Genomic DNA, 20,158 nt, shown 5'->3' on the forward strand with positions numbered 1-20,158 from the left:
GCCCTCCAGCGCCCCTGCGGGGCGCTCGCCAGGCCCGGCCGGGCACCGCGACGAGGCCATCCGCTCCGCCCCCCGTATACATCGGGCCGAACACGGGACGACGCATTCCTCGCGGATTCGCAGGCGCCGTTATACTCGACGGGGCGCGCAACGCGCCAGAACTTCGAAAGGTACCGCGTGGACATCCTCCAGGTCGTGCTCCAGGTCATCCTGGGCATCACGAGCCTCCTGCTCACCATGCTGATCCTGCTCCACAAGGGGCGCGGCGGCGGTCTGTCCGACATGTTCGGGGGAGGAGTCACCTCCAACCTCGGGGCGTCGGGCGTCGCCGAGCGCAACCTGAACCGCATCACCGTGATCCTGGGCCTCGTCTGGCTGGCCTGCATCGTGGTGCTCGGACTCATCACCAAGTTCACCACCGGAGCATAGGGGTACTCGCAATGGCATCAGGCGGCAGTGCAATCCGCGGTTCGCGCGTCGGCGCAGGACCCATGGGCGAGCAGGACCGGGGCTTCCACGCGGAGCGCGTCGCGGTCTCCTACTGGGACGCTCTCGGCAACGAGACGGTGCGCCACTTCTCGGCGGCCCTCCCCGAGGACGAGATCCCCGAGGTGATCGACTCCCCGCAGTCCGGTCTCCCCGCGGGCCGCGACCGGGCGAACCCGCCCCAGGTCGCGAAGACCGAGCCCTACAAGACGCACCTCGCCTACGTGAAGGAGCGCCGCACCGAGGCCGAGGCGGCCCAGCTCCTCGAGGAGGCGCTGCAGCAGCTGCGCGCCCGACGGGGGACCGCGACCCCGTCCTGATCCTCACCACCGGACGACGAACGACGGAAGGCCCGCCCCCTGGGGGGACGGGCCTTCCGTCGTCTCCGGAGGCTCAGTAGCTCGGAGCGATGAGCGACTCGGGGACCTCGGCCGCAGCCTCCTGGTCGACGAAGAACACCGTGCGCTTGCGGCCGAACGCGCCCGACGCGGGCACCTCGTTCGTACTGGCACCCGCGAGCGCGAGGCCCAGGGCCGAGGCCTTGTCCGCGCCGGCGAGCACCATCCAGATGCGATCCGACTGGTTGATCAGCGGCAGTGTGAGCGTGAGACGCTCCGGCGGCGGCTTCGGCGAGTTGCGGACCGCCAGGACGCCGGGCGTCGTGGCGCGGATCGCGGAGCGCTCGGGGAACAGCGACGCGATGTGCCCGTCCGGTCCGACGCCGAGGAAGGTGATGTCGAACCGCGGGTACTCGCGCCCCTCGGAGGCGTGCTCTCGCAGCTCCGCGTCGTAGGCGGCAGCGGCGCCGTCGAGGTCCAGCCCCTCGTCCGAGGCCGGGTAGGAGTGCACGTTCGCCGCCGGCACGTCGAGGACGCTGAAGAGGTCCCCCGCCTGGACGTCGTTGCGGTCCTCGTGGCCGCGGGGCACCCAGCGCTCGTCGCCCCACCAGAAGTGCACGCGCGACCAGTCGACGTTGCCGGCCGCGGAGGAGGAGCCGATCTCCTTGAGCGTGGCGGCTCCCATCGTCCCCCCGGTGAGCACGACGTTCGCCGACCCCAGGTCGTCGAGGACGTCGATCGTCTTGGTGAGGAACCGGGCGGCGACCGAGCCGGCGAGGGTCTGCTTGTCGCGGTGGACCAGCACGCGGCGTTCGGTGGTCATCTCAGGGGACTCCTTCGGGTTCGGGTGCCGATCGGCGGGGTTCGGCTCCGTGTCGGGAAGCTCTGAGGTGGGGGCACCTGGACGGGCGCCCCCACCTCAGGAGGCGCTGCGGACCTCGGCCTTCTCGGTGAGCATGTCGACCCCGCGCGAGATCACTTCACCGTACAGGTCATCCGGGTCGAGCCGGCGCAGCTCCTCCGCCAGGCAGTCCCGGAGGCTGCGGCGCGGGAGCGAGATGTCGTGGACCGGCTGATCGGGCTGCGTGAGCGTCGCGACGTTGGGCACCGAGCGCTCGAGCTCGATCACTCCGGAGTCGCGGATGAGCCGCACGCCGTGGATCCCGCTGGACCCGGTGGCGCTGATCGTGAGCTCGTGGTCGACGGGGATGTCGAGCTCGAGCTGCAGCCAGGCCGCGAGCAGGATCGTCGAGGGGGAGTCGGGCGCGCCCGAGACCTCGACGGCCGTGATCGGCTCGTAGGGCGGCTGATCGAGCACGGCGGCGAGCTGCGCGCGCCAGAGGGTGAGACGGGTCCAGGCGAAGTCGGTGTCCCCGGGCGCGTAGGTGGAGGCGAGGTGGTGCAGCGCCTCCGCCGGGTTCGACTGAGCCGACGCGTCGGTGATCCGCCGGGTGGCGATCCGGCCGATCGGGGACGCCGAGGCGTTGTCCGGAGCGCTGTTCGGCCACCAGGCCACGACGGGGGCGTCGGGGAGGAGCAGGCCCGTGACCAGGCTCTCCTCGTCCTCGGCAGCGTCACCGAAGGGGCGGAGCACGACGACCTCGCTCGCGCCGGCGTCGCCTCCGACCCGGATCTGCGCGTCGACGCGGGCCGTCGCGTCGACCGGGACAGTGGTGGTGCCGTCGTCCTTCGAGACCACGATGACGCGCATCGGGTGCTCGCGGGACGCGTCGTTCGCGGCTTCGATGGCCTCCTCCTCGTGACCTCGGGAGGTCGCGATGATGAGGGTGAGGACGCGGCCGAGGGCGACGGCGCCGCCCTCCTCGCGGATCTTGACGAGGGTCTTCGAGACCTCGCTCGTCGTGGTGTCGGGCAGATCGACGATCATGGACGCCTCCAGGTGCGGCCGTCGCGGGCGAGGAGCTCGTCGGCGGAATCGGGGCCCCAGGTTCCGGGGCGGTACTGCTCGGGCTGGCCCTGCGTGGCCCAGAACTCCTCGATCGGGTCGAGGATCTTCCAGGACAGCTCGACCTCCTCGTGCCGCGGGAAGAGCGGCGGCTCGCCCAGGAGGACGTCGAGGATGAGGCGCTCGTAGGCCTCGGGGCTCGCCTCGGTGAACGCGTGGCCGTAGCCGAAGTCCATCGTCACGTCGCGCACCTGCATGCCGGCGCCAGGCACCTTCGAGCCGAAGCGCATGGTGACGCCCTCGTCGGGCTGGACCCGGATGACGAGCGCGTTCTGGCCGAGCGACGTGGTCTGGCTCTCGGCGAAGAGCTGCTGCGGCGCCCGCTTGAACACGACCGCGATCTCGGTGACGCGGCGGCCGAGGCGCTTGCCTGCCCGCAGGTAGAACGGCACGCCGGCCCAGCGGCGCGTGCCGATGTCCAGGCGCATGGCGGCGTAGGTCTCGGTGGTCGAGGTGGGGCTCATGCCGTCCTCCTCGAGGAAGCCGAGCACCTTCTCGCCGCCCTGCCAGCCGCCGGCGTACTGTCCGCGGGCGGTGGCGGTGGAGAGGTCGGCGGGGAGGCGGACGGCCGCGAGGACCTTCTCCTTCTCCGCACGGAGGTCGGCCGCGTCGAACGAGATCGGCTCCTCCATGGCGGTCAGGGCGAGCAGCTGCAGCAGGTGGTTCTGGATGACGTCGCGCGCCGCTCCGATGCCGTCGTAGTAGCCCGCGCGACCGCCCACGCCGATGTCCTCGGCCATGGTGATCTGCACGTGGTCGACGTAGTTCGAGTTCCAGAGGGGCTCGTACATCATGTTGGCGAAGCGCAGGGCCAGGATGTTCTGGACCGTCTCCTTGCCGAGGTAGTGGTCGATCCGGAAGACGGAGTCGGGCGGGAAGACCGACTCGACGACGTCGTTGAGCTCGCGGGCCGTCTTCAGGTCGCTGCCGAACGGCTTCTCGATGACGACCCGGCGCCACTGGCCGTCCTTCTGCTCAGCGAGGCCCGAGCTTCGCAGCTGCTCGGTGACCTGCGGGAAGGACTTCGGGGGGATCGACAGGTAGAAGGCGAAGTTGCCGTTCGTGCCGCGCTCGCGGTCGAGGTCGTCGACCGTCGTCTTCAGGCGGGCGAACGCCTCGGGGTCGTCGAACTCGCCCTGCACGAACCGGATGCCCTGCGCGAGCTGCGCCCAGACCTCCTCGTGGAACTCGGTGCGGGCGTGCTTCTTGACGGAGTCGTGGACGACCTGCTCGAAGTCCTGGTCGTCCCAGTCGCGGCGGGCGAACCCGACGAGGGCGAAGCCGGGAGGCAGGAGGCCGCGGTTGGCCAGGTCGTACACCGCGGGCATGAGCTTCTTGCGGGAGAGATCGCCGGTCACGCCGAAGATGACGAGCCCGCTGGGCCCGGCGATCCTGTTCAGCCGGCGGTCGAAGCTCAACCTCAGCGGGTTGAACTCGGGGGTGATGTCCACAGACATGTGCAGTGTCCTTCTGTGTGCCGGTGGGACCGGCGCACTGCTATCGGTGAGGGAGGGGGAGGAGCGGGCGCGCCCGGCTGCTGCCCCGGGAAGAGGTCGCGGGACGACCGAGGGCACGCCGCCGCGCGCTGGAGAGCGCGGCGGCGGCGTGCCCGTCGGATCAGGTGTTGAGAGCCTCGAAGAGCGCCTCGAGGTCGGCCTCGGGGTCGGTCAGCGTGAGGGTCAGCACCGGCCGGCCGTGCTCGGCGAGCACGCTCGCGTCGCCGGCGGCCTGGGCCAGGATGAGCTGGCCGAAGGTGAACGGGCTGTCCGGGATCTCGAGGTCCACGTCGGAGCGCTCGGTGATCTGGAGGAACACGCCGGTCGGCGCCCCGCCCTTGTGGTACTGCCCGGTCGAGTGCAGGAAGCGCGGGCCCCACCCGAAGGTGACGGGGCGCTGGGCCTGCGCGGCGAGGAGGTCGCGCACGCCCTCGAGCTGCGGGAGCGCGAGGCGGTCGACGTACGCCTGGATCGAGACGTAGCCGCCGTCGCCCAGCTGGGCGAGGAGACGGTCGACAGCGGCGGCGACGGTCGAGACGCCCTCGGTGACGCTGCTGGTGCCGGTGACCTCGATGCCGGCGTCGGTGAACGCAGGGGCCTCGGGCTCGGGGCGCTTCTCGAGCAGGGCCCGGGTCGCGACCTTCGCCGACTCGACGTCGGGCTGGTCGAACGGGTCGATGCCCAGGAGGCGACCCGCGACGGCGACGGCGTACTCCCACGTCAGCATCTGCGCGCCGAGCGAGCCGGACAGGAGGATCTCGCCCTCGTGGCGGTCGCGCGGGAACAGGTGCAGCGCCGTGGCGTCCTCGACCAGGCGGACGACCTGCACGTCGGGCAGGTCCTCCGAGAGCTCGGGGGCCAGCGTGCCCAGGACGACGGGGAGGATGCCTGTGCCGTCCTTGCCGGTGGACTCGGCGATGAGCTGCTCCGCCCAGTCGGCGAAGCCGACGATGTCGGTCCCGTCGGCGACGATCGCGAGCTTGTCGCGGCGCGGGCTGGTCGCGGCGATCGCCGCTCCGAGGATCAGGCCCGGGTTCTCGGGGGAGTCCACGGCGAGCCCGAGGGAGGCCTCGGCCGCCTCGTCGAGGAGGGCCTCGATGTCGGCGCCGGCGAGCCCGGACGGCACGAGGCCGAACGCGGAGAGCGCCGAGAAGCGCCCGCCGATGTTCGGGTCGGCGTTGAACACGCGGTAGCCGGCCTCGCGGGAGGAGGTGTCCAGCGGTGAGCCCGGGTCGGTCACGATGACGATGCGGTCGAGCGGGTCGATCCCCGCCTCCGTGAACGCCTTCTCGTAGGCCTTCTTCTGGCTCGCGGTCTCGACGGTCGAGCCGGACTTCGAGGAGATGACGACCGCGGTCGAGGCGAGCCGGTCGTTCAGGGCCGCGAGCACCTGCCCGGGCGCCGTCGAGTCGAGCACGGTGAGCTCGACGCCGGCGGTGCGGGTGATGACCTCGGGCGCGAGCGAGGAGCCGCCCATGCCGCCGAGGACGATGTGGTCGACACCCTTGGCCTGGAACTCCTCGCGCAGAGCGAGGATCTGGGGGATCAGGGGACGGGAGACGGTGGTCGACTCGGTCCAGCCGAGGCGCTTGGCCGCCTCCTCCTCCGCCGCGGCGCCCCACAGGGTGGGGACCTGAGCGGTGATCCCGGACGCGACCTCGTCGGCGACGAGCTCGGGCACCACGCGGTCGACGGCCTTCTCGGCGTCTCCGCTGACGTGGATCTGGATGGCCATGATCAGGCCTGCGCCTTCGCGCCCTCGAGCGCCGCGGTGACGGTGTCGAGCAGCTCGTTCCAGGAGACGATGAACTTCTCGACGCCCTCCTTCTCGAGCAGCTCGGTGACGTCGGCGTACGAGACGCCCTGCGCCGCGACGGCGTCGAGGACGGCGTTCGCGTCGGCGTACGAGCCGGTGACGGTGTCGCCGGTGATGACGCCGTGGTCGAAGGTCGCCTCGAGGGTCTTCTCGGGCATCGTGTTGACCACGCCGGCCGCGACGAGCTCGGTCACGTAGAGGGTGTCGGGGAGGTCGGTCGACTTGACGCCGGTCGAGGCCCAGAGGGGGCGCTGGCGGTTGGCGCCGGACTCCTGCAGCAGCAGCGCGCGCTCGGTGGCGAACGCCTCGACGAAGACCTCGTAGGCCAGCTGCGCGTTGGCGACGCCGGACTTGCTCTTGAGGGCGCGGGCCTCGTCGGTGCCGACGGCCTCGAGGCGCTTGTCGATCTCGGTGTCGACGCGCGAGACGAAGAACGAGGCGACGGAGTGGATGGTCGACAGGTCGATGCCGGCGTCCTTGGCCTTCTCGAGGCCGGCCAGGTACGCGTTGATGACGGCGCGGTAGCGGGCGAGCGAGAAGATCAGGGTGACGTTCACCGAGATGCCGGAGCCGATGACCTCGGTGATGGCCTCGAGGCCCTCGACGGTCGCGGGGATCTTGATCATCGCGTTGGGGCGGTCGACCTTGGCCCAGAGGGCCTTGGCCTGCTCGATGGTGCCCTGGGCGTCGTGCGCCAGGCCGGGCTCGACCTCGATCGACACGCGGCCGTCGTAGCCGTTGGTCGCGTCGTAGATCGGGCGGAAGATGTCGGACGCCGCGGCGACGTCGTCGGTGGTGATCTCGAAGACGGCGTCGGTCACCGAGGTGCCGGCGGCGGCGAGCTCGCGCACCTGGGCGTCGTAGGACTCGCCGTTGGTCAGGGCCGCGGCGAAGATCGTGGGGTTCGTGGTGACTCCGACGACGTTCTTCTCCTCGATGAGCTTCTGCAGTCCTCCGGTGGAGATGCGCGAGCGGGAGAGGTCGTCGAGCCAGATGCTGACGCCGGCGGCGGAGAGCTCTGCGGTGGGGGTGTTCTCGGTCATGTCTCTTCTTCTTCTGCGTAGGTGGTGCGTGGTGTGAGGGGGGAGCCGCTGCTCCGACGGCGAAGGCCGCGTCCGTGGTGGACGCGGCCTTCGGGTCAGGAGGCTGCGAGCGACTCCTTGGCGGCGGACAGTGCCGCCTCGGTGGTGATCCCGAACTCGCGGAACAGGGTCTTGTAGTCGGCCGAGGCGCCGAAGTGCTCGATCGAGACCGAGCGGCCGGCGTCGCCGACGTACTTCTGCCAGCCCAGGCTCAGGCCGGCCTCGATCGAGACGCGGGCCTTCACCGAGGAGGGCAGGACCTTCTCGCGGTACTCGGCGTCCTGCTCCTCGAACCACTCGAGAGACGGAGCCGAGACGACGCGGGCGTTGACGCCCTCGCTCTTCAGGGCCTCGCGCGCCTCGACGGCGATCTGGACCTCGGAGCCGGTCGCGATGAAGATCACGTCCGGAGTGCCGCCCGGCGCTTCGGCCAGGATGTACGCCCCGCGGGCGACGTTCGCGGCGGAGGCGAAGGTCTCGCCCTCGGCGTCGCCCTCGCCGCGCTCGAACACCGGGATGTTCTGACGGGTGAGCGCGAGGCCGGCGGGGCCCTCGCGGCGCTCGAGGATGGTCTTCCAGGCGTAGGCGACCTCGTTCGCGTCGCCGGGGCGGACGACGTCCAGGCCCGGGATCGCGCGGAGGGTCGACAGCTGCTCGACCGGCTGGTGCGTCGGGCCGTCCTCGCCGAGCGCCACGGAGTCGTGGGTCCAGACGTAGATGGCCGGCGCCTTCATGAGCGCGGCGAGACGGACCGCCGGGCGCATGTAGTCGGAGAAGATCAGGAAGGTGCCGCCGAAGGGGCGGGTGTTGCCGTGCAGGACGATCCCGTTGAGGATCGCGCCCATGGCGTGCTCGCGGATGCCGAAGTGCAGCACGCGGCCGCCCTTCTTCCCGGTCCACTCGTGGGTCGAGAACTCGGTCGGGACGAAGGAGCCGGCTCCCTCGATCGTCGTGTTGTTCGACTCGGCGAGGTCGGCGGAGCCGCCCCACAGCTCGGGGATCACGCCGGCGAGGGCGTTGATGACCTTGCCGGACGCGGCGCGGGTCGAGACCTCCTTGCCGGGCTCGAAGACGGGGAGCGCCTCCTGGACGCCCTCGGGCAGCTCGCCCGAGAGGACCCGGTCGAGCAGCTCCTTCTTCTCGGGGTTCGCGGACGCCCAGGCGGCGAGCTGCTCGTCCCACTCGGCGTGCTGGGCCTGACCGCGCTCGACGGCCTTGCGGGTGTGCTCGATGACCTCGTCGGCGACGTCGAAGGTCTTCTCGGGGTCGAAGCCGAGCACCTCCTTGAGTCCGCGGAGCTCGTCGGCGCCCAGGGCGGAGCCGTGGATCTTGCCGGTGTTCTGCTTCTTCGGCGACGGCCAGCCGATGATGGTGCGCAGGATGATGAGCGACGGCTTGTCGGTCTCGCCCTTCGCGGCCTCGATCGCGGCGTGCAGCTCGGCGACGTCCTCGTGGTACTCGCCGGTCTTCTTCCAGTCGACGACCTGGACCTGCCAGTCGTAGGCCTCGTAGCGCGCCTTGACGTCCTCGGTGAAGGCGATGTTCGTGTCGTCCTCGATCGAGATCTGGTTGGAGTCGTAGATGACGACCAGGTTGCCGAGCTTCTGGTGGCCGGCCAGCGAGGAGGCCTCGCTGGTGACGCCCTCCTGCAGGTCGCCGTCGCCGGCGATGACGTAGACGAAGTGGTCGAACGGGGAGGTGCCCGCGGCGGCCTCCGGGTCGAACAGGTCGCGCTCGAAGCGCGAGGCGTAGGCGAAGCCCACGGCGGAGGCGAGGCCCTGGCCGAGCGGTCCGGTGGTGATCTCGACGCCGTCGGTGTGGCCGTACTCCGGGTGGCCCGGGGTCTTCGAGCCCCAGGTGCGCAGCGCCTTGAGGTCGTCGAGCTCGAGTCCGTAGCCGCCCAGGTAGAACTGGACGTACTGCGTCAGCGAGGAGTGGCCGACCGACAGGATGAACCGGTCGCGGCCGATCCAGGTCGCGTCGGACGGATCGCGGCGCATGACCTTCTGGAACAGGAGGTAGGCGGCGGGCGCGAGGCTCATGGCGGTTCCGGGATGGCCGTTGCCGACCTTCTCGACCGCGTCCGCGGCGAGAACCCTCGCCGTGTCGACTGCCTTCTCGTCAATGGATTCCCATTGCAGTTCTGACACTTGGTACTGACCCTTCTCGAGACGTGGGGCAGACGGGGACCGTCCGCCCTCTCGCATGGTGGAGCACGCCGCATGACGACTTCGACACGATGCTCCGGCGACGACCCTCTCGGCCCCGTGCCGACGATCGTCGGGCGGGCTCGGGTGCGTGCCGGGCGCTCTGGCGAGCAGTCCCGAGTATACGGAGGGGGGTGCGCCGCGGACCGGGGGTTGTGCGGTCGCATATGTCTGCGTCCGATTGGACAAGCGTGCACGCCGGGCCCGGCTCCCGGACGGGCGCATTACACTCGTTCGGGATCATCGAATCGTTAGAGGAGCAATGGACGCAGTCGTGGAGACCACCGCCGTCGAGCGGGACGGGGCGTCGACGACGACCCTCTCGCGCAAGGTGAAGGCCTTCGTCGCTCTGACGAAGCCGCGCGTGATCGAGCTGCTCCTCGTGGTGACCGCTCCGACGATGATCCTGGCGCAGGGCGGGATCCCGAACCTGCTGCTGGTCCTCAACGTCCTGATCGGCGGCGCCCTGAGCGCCGGGTCCGCGGGCGCGTTCAACTGCTACTTCGACCGCGACATCGACCGGATCATGAACCGGACGAAGAACCGGCCGCTCGTGACCGGTGAGATCTCGGACCGGTCCGCACTCGTCTTCGCGACCACGATCGGCGTCCTGTCGATCGTCTGGCTCGGCCTGACGGCCAACTGGCTCTCCGCAGGCCTCTCGCTCGCCGCGATCCTGATCTACGTCGTGTTCTACACGCTCTTCCTCAAGCGCCGGACGCCGCAGAACATCGTGTGGGGCGGCATCGCGGGCTGCATGCCGGTGCTGATCGGCTGGGCGGCGGTCACGGACTCGCTCGACTGGGCCCCCGTCATCCTCTTCTCCGTCATCTTCCTCTGGACGCCGCCGCACTACTGGCCGCTGTCGATGAAGTACCGCGACGACTACCAGGCCGCCGGCGTGCCGATGCTGGCCGTCGTGCGCGGGCGCACGATCGTCGGGCTCCAGGTCATCCTCTACGCCTGGGCCACCGTCGCCTGCTCGCTCCTGCTGATCCCCGTCGCCGGCATGGGCGTGCTCTACACGGTGGTCGCCCTCGGCAGCGGGATCTGGTTCATCGCCGAGACGCACCGCCTCTACAGCCTCGCGATCCGTCACGAGCACGTCTCGCCGATGCGCGTGTTCCACGGGTCCATCGGGTACCTCACCCTGCTCTTCCTCGCCGTCGGCATCGACCCGCTGCTGCCCTTCTGATGGTGACCCCGTTCTCCTTCCTCGCCGAGCGGGTGACCCTGGGTCCGCGCGCACTGCGCTGGGGGACAACCGCGGCGCTGGTCGCGAGCATCCTGATCATCTTCTTCGGGGGCGTCGTCCGGCTGACCGGCTCGGGCCTCGGCTGCCCCACCTGGCCGGCGTGCGAGCCGGGCTCGCTCACCTCGACCCCCGAGCTCGGCATCCACGGCTTCATCGAGTTCACGAACCGCGCGTTCACCGGCGTCCTCGTGGTCGCTGTGGGCTGGGCGATCACGGCCGCGCGCCTGCAGAAGCCGCGCGACCGCACCATGACCAGGCTCGCGTGGTCGCAGTTCTGGCTCGTCGTCGCGAACGCCCTCGCGGGCGGAGCGACCGTGCACTCCGGCCTCAACCCGTACATCGTGGCGGGGCACTTCGTCCTGGCCATCGCCCTGCTCACCACCACCGCACTGACGTGGCACCGCGCCCACCGCTCGCAGTCCGTGGCCTTCGAGCCCGACCGCACGACGCGGGCCCTCAGCATCGGGCTCGTCGGCCTGACCCTCCTCGTGATCCTCGTGGGGACCCTCGTCACGGGCACGGGGCCGCACGCCGGCGACTCCGCGGAGGTGCCGCGGATGCAGTTCCACTGGGAGAGCGTGACCGTCCTGCACGGCGTGCTCGGAACGGCGGTGCTCGTCGCGGGAGCCGCGCTGCTCCTGCGCCTGTCGCGGGCGGCGGGCGCGGAGCTCGCCCGGCGGCGCGTGATCGCCTTCCTCGTGGTCGTCCTGCTGCAGGCCCTGGTCGGGGTCGCGCAGTCCCTCACCGCGCTGCCCGAGACGCTCGTCGCGGTGCACCTCCTCGGTTCGGCGCTCATCTGGGTCGGCGCGGTCCGCGTGCTGCTCGACGTGAACCCGCGGCTCTTCACCGTGCGCGCCCAGCGCCGGGACGCCGCTCAGGAGCTCCAGCCCACCGCCTGACCGCGGGCTCCGGCTCGGCGGAGAGCAGGTGCCGCCGGAGGCGCCGGAGCACGCGGGGGAGCGCCCGAAGCGGGAGGTCGGCCGCGACGGCGCGGGCGAGAGGGCCGAACGCCCGAGCGGGTCCGGCCGGCAGGCCGGCGCCCATCAGTGCGGTCACGAGTCGGGCGGGAATCGGGGTCGAGGCGTCGTTCGTCATGACGGAACCGAATCACGGACCACCGACACCGGTATGGTCATGCGCGTCTGGAGTCCGGCCGCCGGTGCCCGGCCGACACCCAGGTGCGGAGGTTCCGCTGAACGGCGGACGCCGGTAGAATGAGAAGCTGGTCACGGTTCGACGCACCCTGCGCACGTGATCCGCACACGGCCCGATGGAGCGCCGACGCACACCTCCGGAATCCAGGGACGCACATCATCCGCTCCGCGCATCAGATCGATCGCGCGACCGGCCGGAGAGCACCCGCGGGCCACCCCCGGGGGAATGACTCCGGGACCCGACCGGTTAGCAGTGGGTAGGAAACGAGGTACACATGTCAGACATCCTGATCGACCGCCCCGAGCTCGAGAGCCTGGGCGTCTACGAGTTCGGCTGGTCCGACTCGGACTCCGCCGGAGCCTCCGCACGCCGCGGCATCTCGCCCGAGGTCGTCTCCGACATCTCCGCGCTCAAGAACGAGCCCGCCTGGATGCGCGACCGTCGCATGAAGGCCCTGAGGCTTTTCGAGCGCAAGCCCATGCCGACATGGGGTGCCGATCTGTCGGACATCGACTTCGACAACATCAAGTACTTCGTCCGCTCCACCGAGAAGCAGGCGCAGACCTGGGACGACCTCCCGGACGACATCAAGAACACGTACGAGAAGCTCGGCATCCCGGAGGCGGAGCGCCAGCGCCTCGTCGGCGGCGTCGCAGCCCAGTACGAGTCCGAGGTCGTCTACCACCAGATCCGCGAGGACCTGGAGGAGCAGGGCGTCATCTTCATGGACACGGACACGGCTCTGCGCGAGCACCCCGAGATCTTCGAGGAGTACTTCGGCACGGTCATCCCCGCGGGCGACAACAAGTTCGCGGCGCTGAACACCGCGGTCTGGTCCGGCGGCTCCTTCGTGTACGTCCCCAAGGGCGTGCACGTCGACATCCCGCTGCAGGCCTACTTCCGGATCAACACCGAGAACATGGGCCAGTTCGAGCGGACCCTGATCATCGCGGACGAGGACAGCTACGTCCACTACATCGAGGGCTGCACAGCGCCGATCTACAAGTCGGACTCGCTGCACTCGGCCGTGGTCGAGATCATCGTGAAGAAGAACGCCCGCGTGCGCTACACGACGATCCAGAACTGGTCGAACAACGTCTACAACCTCGTCACCAAGCGCGCGATCGCGCACGAGGGCGCGACGATGGAGTGGATCGACGGCAACATCGGCTCCAAGGTCACGATGAAGTACCCGTCGATCTTCCTGGTCGGCGAGCACGCCAAGGGGGAGACCCTCTCCGTCGCCTTCGCGGGCCCCGGCCAGCACCAGGACGCCGGCGCGAAGATGGTCCACATGGCGCCGTACACGCAGTCGTCGATCGTCTCGAAGTCGATCGCCCGCGGCGGCGGTCGTGCCGGATACCGCGGAGAGGTCCGGGTGGACGCGAACGCGCACCACTCGGCGAACACCGTGCGCTGCGACGCCCTCCTGGTCGACACCATCTCGCGCTCCGACACCTACCCGGCGATCGACATCCGCGTCGACGACGTGCAGCTCGGCCACGAGGCGACGGTGTCGAAGGTCAGCGAGGAGCAGCTCTTCTACCTGATGTCGCGCGGCCTGCCGGAGGACGAGGCCATGGCCATGATCGTCCGCGGCTTCATCGAGCCGATCGCACGCGAGCTGCCCATGGAGTACGCCCTCGAGCTGAACAAGCTCATCGAGATGGGGATGGAGGGCAGCGTCGGTTGACGCCCGCCTCCCCCCTCGAAGGGGCGCCCGGACGGGGCGCCCCGCACCCATCGAAAGGAACCACCGCCAGATGACGGTCCCCACGAGCGCCGCGACCCCCGAGATCGACGGCGCGGCCGCCGCCGAGCGCCTGGGCATCAGCGCCCACTCCGACGGGGCGTTCACGCCCGTGCAGACGCGCTCCGAGCGCTTCGCCTCGTCCGACGTCGAGGCCTTCGAGGCCGTCACCGGACGCGAGATCGCCTGGAAGCTGACGCCCGTCGCCCGCCTGGGCGATCTCATCGACGGCGCTCTCGACGGCTCGCCCACTCCCGTCGAGCACGCAGCGGTGGACGGCGTCGACGTCTCGTGGGTCGGCCGCGACGACCAGCGGATCGGCACGGCCGGCCTCCCCGAGGACCGCGCCGCCGCGAACGCCTGGTCGAGCTTCGAGAAGGCCCTCGCCGTCCGCGTGACGGGAGAGGACGAGAAGGTCGCCACCCTCGTCCGCTCGGGCCTCGGCTCCGCACCCCGCGCCGCGCACACGATCATCGAGGCGGCGCCCTACGCCCGCGCCGTCGTCGTGCTGCAGAACGAAGGAGAGGCCTCCCTCGCCGAGAACGTGGAGATCCTCGTCGGCGAGGGCGCGCAGCTCACCGTCGTCACCGTGCAGGAGTGGGCGGACGACGCCCGGCACCTCGCCAACCACTTCGTGCGGGTCGGACGCGACGCGAAGGTGAAGCACATCGTGGTCACCCTCGGCGGCTCCATCGTCCGGGTGAACCCCTCGGCGCACCTCGTCGAGCGCGGAGCGGACGGCGAGCTCTTCGGCCTCTACTTCGCCGACGGCGGCCAGCACCTCGAGCAGCAGGTGTACGTCGACCACGACGCCCCCGACACCCGCAGCCGCGTGACCTACAAGGGCGCGCTGCAGGGCGAGGGCGCGCGCACCGTCTGGATCGGCGACGTCCTGATCCGCAACAGCGCCACCGGAACCGACAGCTACGAGCAGAACCGCAACCTCGTCCTCTCGGACGGCACGCGCGCCGACTCCATCCCGAACCTCGAGATCGAGACCGGCGACATCGCCGGAGCGGGACATGCGTCGGCGACCGGGCGCTTCGACGACGAGCAGCTCTTCTACCTGCAGTCCCGCGGGATCCGCGAGGACGAGGCGCGACGCCTGGTCGTGCGCGGATTCCTCAGCGAGATCGTGCAGCAGATCAAGGTCGCCGAGCTCGAGGACCGCCTGCAGCTCGCGATCGAGGCGGAGCTCGCCGGCAGCGCCGGCCAGACCGGCTCCTCCCGCGGATCGGCGGTCACCGCATGAGCAACGCCGCGATGATCTGCTCGGTCTCCGAGCTGATCCCCAACCAGGCCATGCGGGTCGAGGTCGACGGAGTCGCGATCGCGGTCGTGCAGGACTCCGCCGGCGAGATCCACGCGATCGGCGACACCTGCACCCACGGCGAGATCTCGCTCTCCGAGGGCTTCGTCGAGGGCGAGAGCCTCGAGTGCTGGGCGCACGGCTCCCAGTTCTCCCTCCGCACCGGCACCCCGCTGAACCTCCCGGCCTACGAGCCGGTCCCCGTCTTCGTCGTCGAGATCATCGACGGCGACGTCTACATCGACCCGACCGTCACGAAGGAAGTCTGAATGTCCGTTCTCCAGATCAGCGATCTCCACGTCAGTGTCGAGACCGAGCAGGGGACCAAGCAGATCCTCCGCGGTGTCGATCTCACCATCAACCAGGGTGAGATCCACGCGATCATGGGCCCCAACGGGTCCGGCAAGTCCACCCTCGCGTACACGATCGCGGGACACCCCAAGTACCACGTCGACGGCGGCTCGATCACCCTCGACGGCGTCGAGGTCCTCGACATGACCGTCGACGAGCGCGCCCGCGCGGGCCTCTTCCTCGCCATGCAGTACCCGGTCGAGATCCCCGGCGTGACCAACACCAACTTCCTCCGCACCGCGAAGACCGCGATCGCCGGCGAGGCGCCCGCGATCCGCACGTGGACGAAGGACGTCAAGTCCGCGATGGCGAACCTCCGCATGGACTCGTCCTTCGCGGCGCGCAACGTCAACGAGGGCTTCTCGGGCGGCGAGAAGAAGCGCAACGAGATCCTGCAGCTCGAGCTGCTCGCCCCGCAGTTCGCCGTCCTCGACGAGACCGACTCCGGCCTCGACGTCGACGCGCTCAAGATCGTGTCCGAGGGCGTCAACCGCGCCCACCAGAGCACCGGCCTCGGCGTGCTGCTGATCACGCACTACACGCGGATCCTGCGCTACATCCAGCCGGACTTCGTCCACGTCTTCGTCGCCGGCCGCGTCGCCGAGCAGGGCGGCAAGGAGCTCGCCACCCGGCTCGAGGACGAGGGCTACGACCGCTTCCTGACCTCGGCGACGGTCTGATCATGGCGGTCACCACTCTCGAGCCGAAGCTCTTCGACCAGGTCGAGGAGGCCCTCAAGGACGTCATGGACCCCGAGCTCGGGGTCAATGTGGTCGACCTGGGACTCATCTACGACCTGGGCTGGGACGACGAGAACGACGCCCTCGTCATCCACATGACCCTCACCTCGGCGGGCTGCCCGCTGACCGACGTGCTCGAGGAGCAGACCGCCGAGTCGCTCGACGGCATCGTCGAGGCCTTCCGGATCAACTGGGTCTGGATGCCGCCGTGGGGTCCCGACCGGATCACCGAGGACGGCCGCGACATGATGCGCGCGCTCGGCTTCTCCATCTAGCAGACGCACGCGAACGCCGAAGGGCCGGGAGGATTCGTCCTCCCGGCCCTTCGGCGTTCGTGCGACCGCTCAGCGCGAGCGGCGCGAGAGCATCGCCCAGGTGGTGGGGAGCAGCGCGGCGGCGACCAGCGCCTTGAGCGCGTCGCCGATGAGGAAGGGCACGAGCCCCATGGAGAGGACGGAGCCGAGGTCGGCGGGCAGCCCCAGCGAGGCGAGGGCGGCGGCCAGCCAGGGCAGGCCGACGAGGTAGATGGTGGCTGTGCCGGCGAGGAAGGTCACCAGCGTGCCGAGGACGCGACGGTCCCACTGCCGCTGGGCGAGCCATCCGGTGACGATCGACGCGAGGACGAAGCCCACGATGTAGCCGCCGGTGGGACCCGCGAGGACAGCCCAGCCGTGCGAGCCCTCGGTGAAGACCGGGGCGCCGAGAGCGCCCACGAGCGCGTACACGAGCATGGAGAGCGCGCCGCGGAGCGCGCCGAGCGTCGTGCCGACCAGGAGGACCGCGAAGGTCTGGCCCGTGAAGGGGACCGGCCACATCGGGATGAACAGCTGCGCCATCGCCGCGGTGAGACCCGCACCCGCGAGCACCAGCAGGGCGTCGGTCGCGACGGAGCGGGTGACGAGCCGGTCGGCGAGGACCGGGCGCGGGAGGGCGGAAGAGGAAGGGGACATGGGTGATCTCCGAGGGTCCTGGTCGCCCGAGAGCGAGGAGCGAGCGCGTCCGCGGTGAGCGGACGTGGATCCGCCCCGCGGCTCAGGAAATATACTAGGGGGCTGCCGCATCGCGGCCTCATGCCCCACTCCTCCCGAACCGAACGCCATTTCTTGGCGGGAACGGACAGCACTGTGCTCAGCGTGCACGACCTCGAACTCCGAGTCGGCGCCCGACTCCTGATGGAGAACGTCTCCTTCCGGGTGGGCGACGGCGACAAGGTCGGCCTCGTCGGCCGCAACGGGGCGGGGAAGACGACGCTGACCAAGGTCCTCGCGGGCGACCTCATCGCCTCGAAGGGCACGGTCGACCGCGGCGGCGAGATCGGCTACCTCCCCCAGGACCCGCGCTCGGGCGACCCGGAGGAGCTGGCGCGCACCCGCATCCTCGACGCGCGCGGGCTGGGGCAGCTGGTGCTCGGCATGCAGGAGGCGACGATCGCGATGTCGAGCAACGACACCTCCGTGAGCGAGGCCGGCATGAAGAAGTACGGCAACCTCACGGACCGCTTCCTCTCCCTGGGCGGATACGCGGCGGAGGCGGAGGCCGCGTCGATCGCGAGCAACCTCAACCTCCCCGACCGGATCCTCGACCAGCCGCTCAAGACGCTCTCCGGCGGCCAGCGGCGCCGCATCGAGCTCGCGAGGATCCTCTTCTCGGACGCGAGCACGCTGATCCTCGACGAGCCGACGAACCACCTCGACGCCGACTCCGTCGTCTGGCTCCGCGAGTTCCTCAAGAACTACCGCGGCGGCTTCATCGTGATCAGCCACGACATCGAGCTGGTCGGCGAGACCGTGAATCGCGTCTTCTACCTCGACGCCAACCGCCAGGTCATCGACGTCTACAACATGAACTGGAAGAACTACCAGCGCCAGCGCGCCGCCGACGAGGAGCGCCGCAAGAAGGAGCGGGTCAACGTCGAGAAGAAGGCCGGCGCCCTCCAGCTGCAGGCCGCCAAGTTCGGCGCGAAGGCCTCGAAGGCCGCGGCGGCGCACCAGATGGTCGCGCGTGCCGAGCGCATGCTCAGCGGACTCGAGGAGGTCCGCGCGGTCGACCGCGTCGCGAAGCTCCGGTTCCCGACTCCGTCCGCCTGCGGACGCACCCCCCTGCAGGCTCAGAACCTGTCGAAGAGCTACGGCTCGCTCGAGATCTTCACCGCCGTCGACCTCGCGATCGACCGCGGCTCCAAGGTCGTCATCCTGGGGCTCAACGGAGCGGGCAAGACGACGCTCCTGCGCATCCTGGGCGGCGTCGACCAGCCCGACACCGGAGTGATCGAGGCCGGGCACGGCCTCCGGATCGGCTACTACGCGCAGGAGCACGAGACGATCGACGTCAAGCGCTCGGTGCTCGAGAACATGGTGTCGTCGAGCCCGAACCTCACCGAGACCGAGGCGCGCCGGGTCCTGGGTTCGTTCCTGTTCACCGGGGACGACTCGCACAAGCCGGCCGGGGTCCTCTCCGGCGGGGAGAAGACCCGTCTCGCCCTGGCGATGATCGTGGTCTCGGGAGCGAACGTGCTCCTGCTCGACGAGCCCACCAACAACCTCGACCCGGCGAGCCGCGAGGAGATCCTCGACGCGCTCGCGCACTACGAGGGCGCGGTCGTCCTGGTCAGCCACGACGAGGGGGCCGTCGAGGCGCTGAACCCCGAGCGGGTCCTGATCATGCCGGAGGGCACCGAGGACCACTGGGCGGCCGACTACCTCGACCTGATCACGCTCGCCTAGCGGGCGTCGAGCAGCTCGTCCTCGACCTCGGAGTCGCTGCGGCCGCGGCGTCGGCGGCGCTCCTCGCGCCGCTCCTCGGCCGCCACGACCTCGGGGTCGTCGGCGTTGCGGATGCGGTACTCGTGGCGGATCGCCCAGCCGAGCCCGCCGAAGCCCATGACGGCGAACAGCACCCACTGGATCGCGTAGCTGATGTGCAGGCCCTCGTCGGCGACCGGCTTGATCGCGGCCAGCGGGGGAGCGTCGATCGGCGCCGGCGCCTCGGCGACCAGCAGGCCGTACGCCGAGGTCCGCAGGGGCTCGTCCAGCTGCGTCGACAGGTCGTCGAGCTGGATGGTGGCGATCTGGCCGGCCGGCGCGGAGCGTCCGTCGATCCGTCCCTCCGCGGGCTTCAAGCGGGCGACGACGGTCACCTCCCCCTCGGGCGGTGCGGGGATCGTGTCGGGGGAGTCCTGGGTCGAGCCGACGGGCACCCAGCCGCGGTCGACGACGAACACGCTGCCGTCGTCGAGCCGCAGCGGCGTCAGGATCTCGAAGCCGGGATTGCCGTTGTAGGGCCGGTTGCGGACGAGCGTCTGCCCCTGCGTCTCGTAGACGCCGGCGACCTCGACCGGGCGGTACTCGAGCGCGTCGTCCCAGGCGGAGTCGGCGGGGAGCAGCCCGTCGAGGGCGACCGGGTCGGCGGTCCAGTTCGCGGTGACCAGCCTGTTGGTCGAGGCGGCCTGGTCGAGCCGCGCGACCTGCCAGCGAGAGAGCAGCACACAGGCGACGGCGAAGACGATCGCGAGCGCGAGGTAGCCGAACCAGCGCCGGGAGAAGACGAAGCGCCAGGAGGGTCGGGGCGCGTCGCCTCTCACCGTTCCGCTCCGCGGTCGACCGTGTAGAGCGGCTTCACCTCGAGCGGGAAGTCGCGGGCGAGGAGGAACTCGCGCAGGAACTCCCGGTGCTCGCCGCAGGCCAGCCAGGTCTTCCGGCGGTCCTCCGTGTGGATCCTCGGGTTCCGCCACTCGATCGCGAAGGTCGCCGTCCTCGGGCAGCCCGCTCGGGAGCAGGCGTGCGCGTCGGGGACCCGGCCGAGGGGGATCACGGTCGGTCGCCCCGAGGGTCGCCGCCCTCGGGGCCGGTCGGCGCCTCGGAGTCGGGGGCCGGGGCGGGAGCCGGAGCCGGCGGGACCGGTCGGGAGAGGACGATCGCACCCGGCCGCTCGACGTTGCCGCGCTCGCCCGCGCTGCCGACGTTGGCCAGCACGACGGCGAAGTAGGGCAGGACCACGGCGCCGATCGCGAAGAACAGCAGCCACCATCCGTGGGCGAAGAGGAGGCAGATGACGCAGAGCATCCTGATGCCCATGGCGATCGAGTACTTGATCGCACGGGAGCGCCGCTCGGCGCTCGGCGACGGCGGTAGGGAGGTGAGTGTCTCGCGTGGTTTCACAGCCCTGCAAGCCTACGTCGCGGCAGGTGGGTGCAGGCCGGGAGGGCCTC

The 20,158-nt window shown here is 70.4% G+C and carries 20 protein-coding genes; 10 read left to right on the forward strand and 10 right to left on the reverse strand.

Features of this window, described 5'->3' with window-relative positions; all coding sequences use genetic code 11:
* Positions 1–177 precede the first annotated feature (177 nt).
* Both secG and C5C24_RS08000 read left to right on the forward strand, forming a co-directional pair.
* Complete coding sequence (secG, locus tag C5C24_RS07995) at positions 178–429, forward strand: preprotein translocase subunit SecG (RefSeq protein ID WP_068207965.1); 252 nt, start codon at positions 178–180, stop codon at positions 427–429.
* 11 nt (positions 430–440) lie between these two features.
* Positions 441–806 carry an RNA polymerase-binding protein RbpA gene (locus C5C24_RS08000; protein ID WP_055791968.1) on the forward strand — a complete coding sequence of 122 codons (366 nt, stop codon included), beginning with the start codon at positions 441–443 and terminating at the stop codon, positions 804–806.
* Between the two features lie 73 nt (positions 807–879).
* Here C5C24_RS08000 and pgl read toward each other — a convergent pair whose 3' ends face one another.
* From pgl to tkt, 6 genes are all read right to left on the reverse strand, one after another.
* Positions 880–1,647 (reverse strand): 6-phosphogluconolactonase, encoded by a 768-nt coding sequence (pgl, locus tag C5C24_RS08005; protein WP_104275594.1) that lies wholly within the window; start codon positions 1,645–1,647, stop codon positions 880–882.
* 96 nt (positions 1,648–1,743) lie between these two features.
* The gene (locus C5C24_RS08010) at positions 1,744–2,712 is read right to left on the reverse strand and encodes a glucose-6-phosphate dehydrogenase assembly protein OpcA (protein WP_104280625.1); all 969 of its coding nucleotides are present in this window, start codon (positions 2,710–2,712) and stop codon (positions 1,744–1,746) included.
* Positions 2,709–4,247, reverse strand: coding sequence for a glucose-6-phosphate dehydrogenase (zwf, locus tag C5C24_RS08015; protein ID WP_104221920.1), 1,539 nt, complete (start codon positions 4,245–4,247; stop codon positions 2,709–2,711). Before zwf ends, C5C24_RS08010 begins: the two co-directional genes overlap by 4 nt.
* A 160-nt stretch (positions 4,248–4,407) precedes the next feature.
* Positions 4,408–6,021: a glucose-6-phosphate isomerase gene (locus tag C5C24_RS08020; RefSeq protein ID WP_104280624.1), complete on the reverse strand. Its 1,614-nt coding sequence runs from the start codon at positions 6,019–6,021 to the stop codon at positions 4,408–4,410.
* Between the two features lie 2 nt (positions 6,022–6,023).
* Positions 6,024–7,145: a transaldolase gene (gene tal, locus C5C24_RS08025; RefSeq protein WP_104304712.1), complete on the reverse strand. Its 1,122-nt coding sequence runs from the start codon at positions 7,143–7,145 to the stop codon at positions 6,024–6,026.
* 95 nt (positions 7,146–7,240) lie between these two features.
* Positions 7,241–9,334 carry a transketolase gene (tkt, locus tag C5C24_RS08030; RefSeq protein ID WP_104275599.1) on the reverse strand — a complete coding sequence of 698 codons (2,094 nt, stop codon included), beginning with the start codon at positions 9,332–9,334 and terminating at the stop codon, positions 7,241–7,243.
* 319 nt (positions 9,335–9,653) lie between these two features.
* Between tkt and C5C24_RS08035 the strand changes: the two genes are divergently transcribed.
* The 7 genes from C5C24_RS08035 to C5C24_RS08065 all read left to right on the forward strand — a co-directional run bounded on the left by C5C24_RS08035 (position 9,654) and on the right by C5C24_RS08065 (position 16,226).
* Complete coding sequence (locus C5C24_RS08035; RefSeq protein ID WP_104275600.1) at positions 9,654–10,586, forward strand: heme o synthase; 933 nt, start codon at positions 9,654–9,656, stop codon at positions 10,584–10,586.
* Complete coding sequence (locus C5C24_RS08040; RefSeq protein ID WP_104275601.1) at positions 10,586–11,545, forward strand: heme A synthase; 960 nt, start codon at positions 10,586–10,588, stop codon at positions 11,543–11,545. Before C5C24_RS08035 ends, C5C24_RS08040 begins: the two co-directional genes overlap by 1 nt.
* 530 nt (positions 11,546–12,075) lie before the next feature.
* Entirely contained in the window at positions 12,076–13,494 is a 1,419-nt protein-coding gene (gene sufB / locus C5C24_RS08045) for a Fe-S cluster assembly protein SufB (RefSeq protein ID WP_104304713.1), read from the forward strand.
* A 70-nt stretch (positions 13,495–13,564) separates the two neighbouring features.
* Positions 13,565–14,803, forward strand: coding sequence for a Fe-S cluster assembly protein SufD (gene sufD, locus C5C24_RS08050; RefSeq protein ID WP_104280623.1), 1,239 nt, complete (start codon positions 13,565–13,567; stop codon positions 14,801–14,803).
* Positions 14,800–15,129 (forward strand): non-heme iron oxygenase ferredoxin subunit, encoded by a 330-nt coding sequence (locus tag C5C24_RS08055; RefSeq protein WP_181109971.1) that lies wholly within the window; start codon positions 14,800–14,802, stop codon positions 15,127–15,129. Before sufD ends, C5C24_RS08055 begins: the two co-directional genes overlap by 4 nt.
* On the forward strand, positions 15,130–15,891 hold the full coding sequence (sufC, locus tag C5C24_RS08060; protein ID WP_104275603.1) for a Fe-S cluster assembly ATPase SufC: 762 nt from the start codon (positions 15,130–15,132) through the stop codon (positions 15,889–15,891). It abuts the gene before it with no gap.
* A 2-nt stretch (positions 15,892–15,893) separates the two neighbouring features.
* Positions 15,894–16,226 carry a metal-sulfur cluster assembly factor gene (locus tag C5C24_RS08065; RefSeq protein WP_104221939.1) on the forward strand — a complete coding sequence of 111 codons (333 nt, stop codon included), beginning with the start codon at positions 15,894–15,896 and terminating at the stop codon, positions 16,224–16,226.
* Between the two features lie 69 nt (positions 16,227–16,295).
* On the opposite strand, the gene C5C24_RS08070 is transcribed toward C5C24_RS08065, so the two are convergent.
* The gene (locus C5C24_RS08070; protein ID WP_104304714.1) at positions 16,296–16,901 is read right to left on the reverse strand and encodes a biotin transporter BioY; all 606 of its coding nucleotides are present in this window, start codon (positions 16,899–16,901) and stop codon (positions 16,296–16,298) included.
* A 174-nt stretch (positions 16,902–17,075) separates the two neighbouring features.
* On the opposite strand from C5C24_RS08070, the gene C5C24_RS08075 reads away from it, so the two are divergent.
* Entirely contained in the window at positions 17,076–18,674 is a 1,599-nt protein-coding gene (locus C5C24_RS08075) for an ABC-F family ATP-binding cassette domain-containing protein (protein WP_104304715.1), read from the forward strand.
* Here the strand turns inward: C5C24_RS08075 and C5C24_RS08080 are convergent.
* From C5C24_RS08080 to C5C24_RS08090, 3 genes are read right to left on the reverse strand one after another with little or no spacing between them, the layout of a single operon-like run.
* Positions 18,671–19,531, reverse strand: a complete 861-nt coding sequence (locus C5C24_RS08080; protein WP_104304716.1) for an SURF1 family protein — start codon at positions 19,529–19,531, stop codon at positions 18,671–18,673. The genes C5C24_RS08075 and C5C24_RS08080 overlap by 4 nt on opposite strands.
* Positions 19,528–19,761: a hypothetical protein gene (locus tag C5C24_RS08085; protein ID WP_104275607.1), complete on the reverse strand. Its 234-nt coding sequence runs from the start codon at positions 19,759–19,761 to the stop codon at positions 19,528–19,530. The genes C5C24_RS08080 and C5C24_RS08085 overlap by 4 nt, the downstream gene beginning before the upstream one ends.
* Positions 19,758–20,108, reverse strand: coding sequence for a DUF3099 domain-containing protein (locus C5C24_RS08090; RefSeq protein ID WP_104275608.1), 351 nt, complete (start codon positions 20,106–20,108; stop codon positions 19,758–19,760). The genes C5C24_RS08085 and C5C24_RS08090 overlap by 4 nt, the downstream gene beginning before the upstream one ends.
* Between the last annotated feature and the right edge of the window lie 50 nt (positions 20,109–20,158).

Origin of the sequence: Rathayibacter sp. AY2B3 (assembly GCF_002931755.1) — a bacterium.
Classification (GTDB): Bacteria; Actinomycetota; Actinomycetes; order Actinomycetales; family Microbacteriaceae; genus Rathayibacter.

What these genes read in the sequence shown, in the direction of transcription:
- C5C24_RS08000 (WP_055791968.1), top strand. Translation starts at nt 441, where the DNA reads ATGGCATCAGGCGGCAGTGCAATCCGCGGTTCGCGCGTCGGCGCAGGA.
- pgl (WP_104275594.1), bottom strand. Translation starts at nt 1,647, where the DNA reads ATGACCACCGAACGCCGCGTGCTGGTCCACCGCGACAAGCAGACCCTC.
- C5C24_RS08010 (WP_104280625.1), bottom strand. Translation starts at nt 2,712, where the DNA reads ATGATCGTCGATCTGCCCGACACCACGACGAGCGAGGTCTCGAAGACC.
- zwf (WP_104221920.1), bottom strand. Translation starts at nt 4,247, where the DNA reads ATGTCTGTGGACATCACCCCCGAGTTCAACCCGCTGAGGTTGAGCTTC.
- C5C24_RS08020 (WP_104280624.1), bottom strand. Translation starts at nt 6,021, where the DNA reads ATGGCCATCCAGATCCACGTCAGCGGAGACGCCGAGAAGGCCGTCGAC.
- tal (WP_104304712.1), bottom strand. Translation starts at nt 7,145, where the DNA reads ATGACCGAGAACACCCCCACCGCAGAGCTCTCCGCCGCCGGCGTCAGC.
- C5C24_RS08035 (WP_104275600.1), top strand. Translation starts at nt 9,654, where the DNA reads ATGGACGCAGTCGTGGAGACCACCGCCGTCGAGCGGGACGGGGCGTCG.
- C5C24_RS08040 (WP_104275601.1), top strand. Translation starts at nt 10,586, where the DNA reads ATGGTGACCCCGTTCTCCTTCCTCGCCGAGCGGGTGACCCTGGGTCCG.
- sufB (WP_104304713.1), top strand. Translation starts at nt 12,076, where the DNA reads ATGTCAGACATCCTGATCGACCGCCCCGAGCTCGAGAGCCTGGGCGTC.
- sufD (WP_104280623.1), top strand. Translation starts at nt 13,565, where the DNA reads ATGACGGTCCCCACGAGCGCCGCGACCCCCGAGATCGACGGCGCGGCC.
- C5C24_RS08055 (WP_181109971.1), top strand. Translation starts at nt 14,800, where the DNA reads ATGAGCAACGCCGCGATGATCTGCTCGGTCTCCGAGCTGATCCCCAAC.
- sufC (WP_104275603.1), top strand. Translation starts at nt 15,130, where the DNA reads ATGTCCGTTCTCCAGATCAGCGATCTCCACGTCAGTGTCGAGACCGAG.
- C5C24_RS08065 (WP_104221939.1), top strand. Translation starts at nt 15,894, where the DNA reads ATGGCGGTCACCACTCTCGAGCCGAAGCTCTTCGACCAGGTCGAGGAG.
- C5C24_RS08070 (WP_104304714.1), bottom strand. Translation starts at nt 16,901, where the DNA reads ATGTCCCCTTCCTCTTCCGCCCTCCCGCGCCCGGTCCTCGCCGACCGG.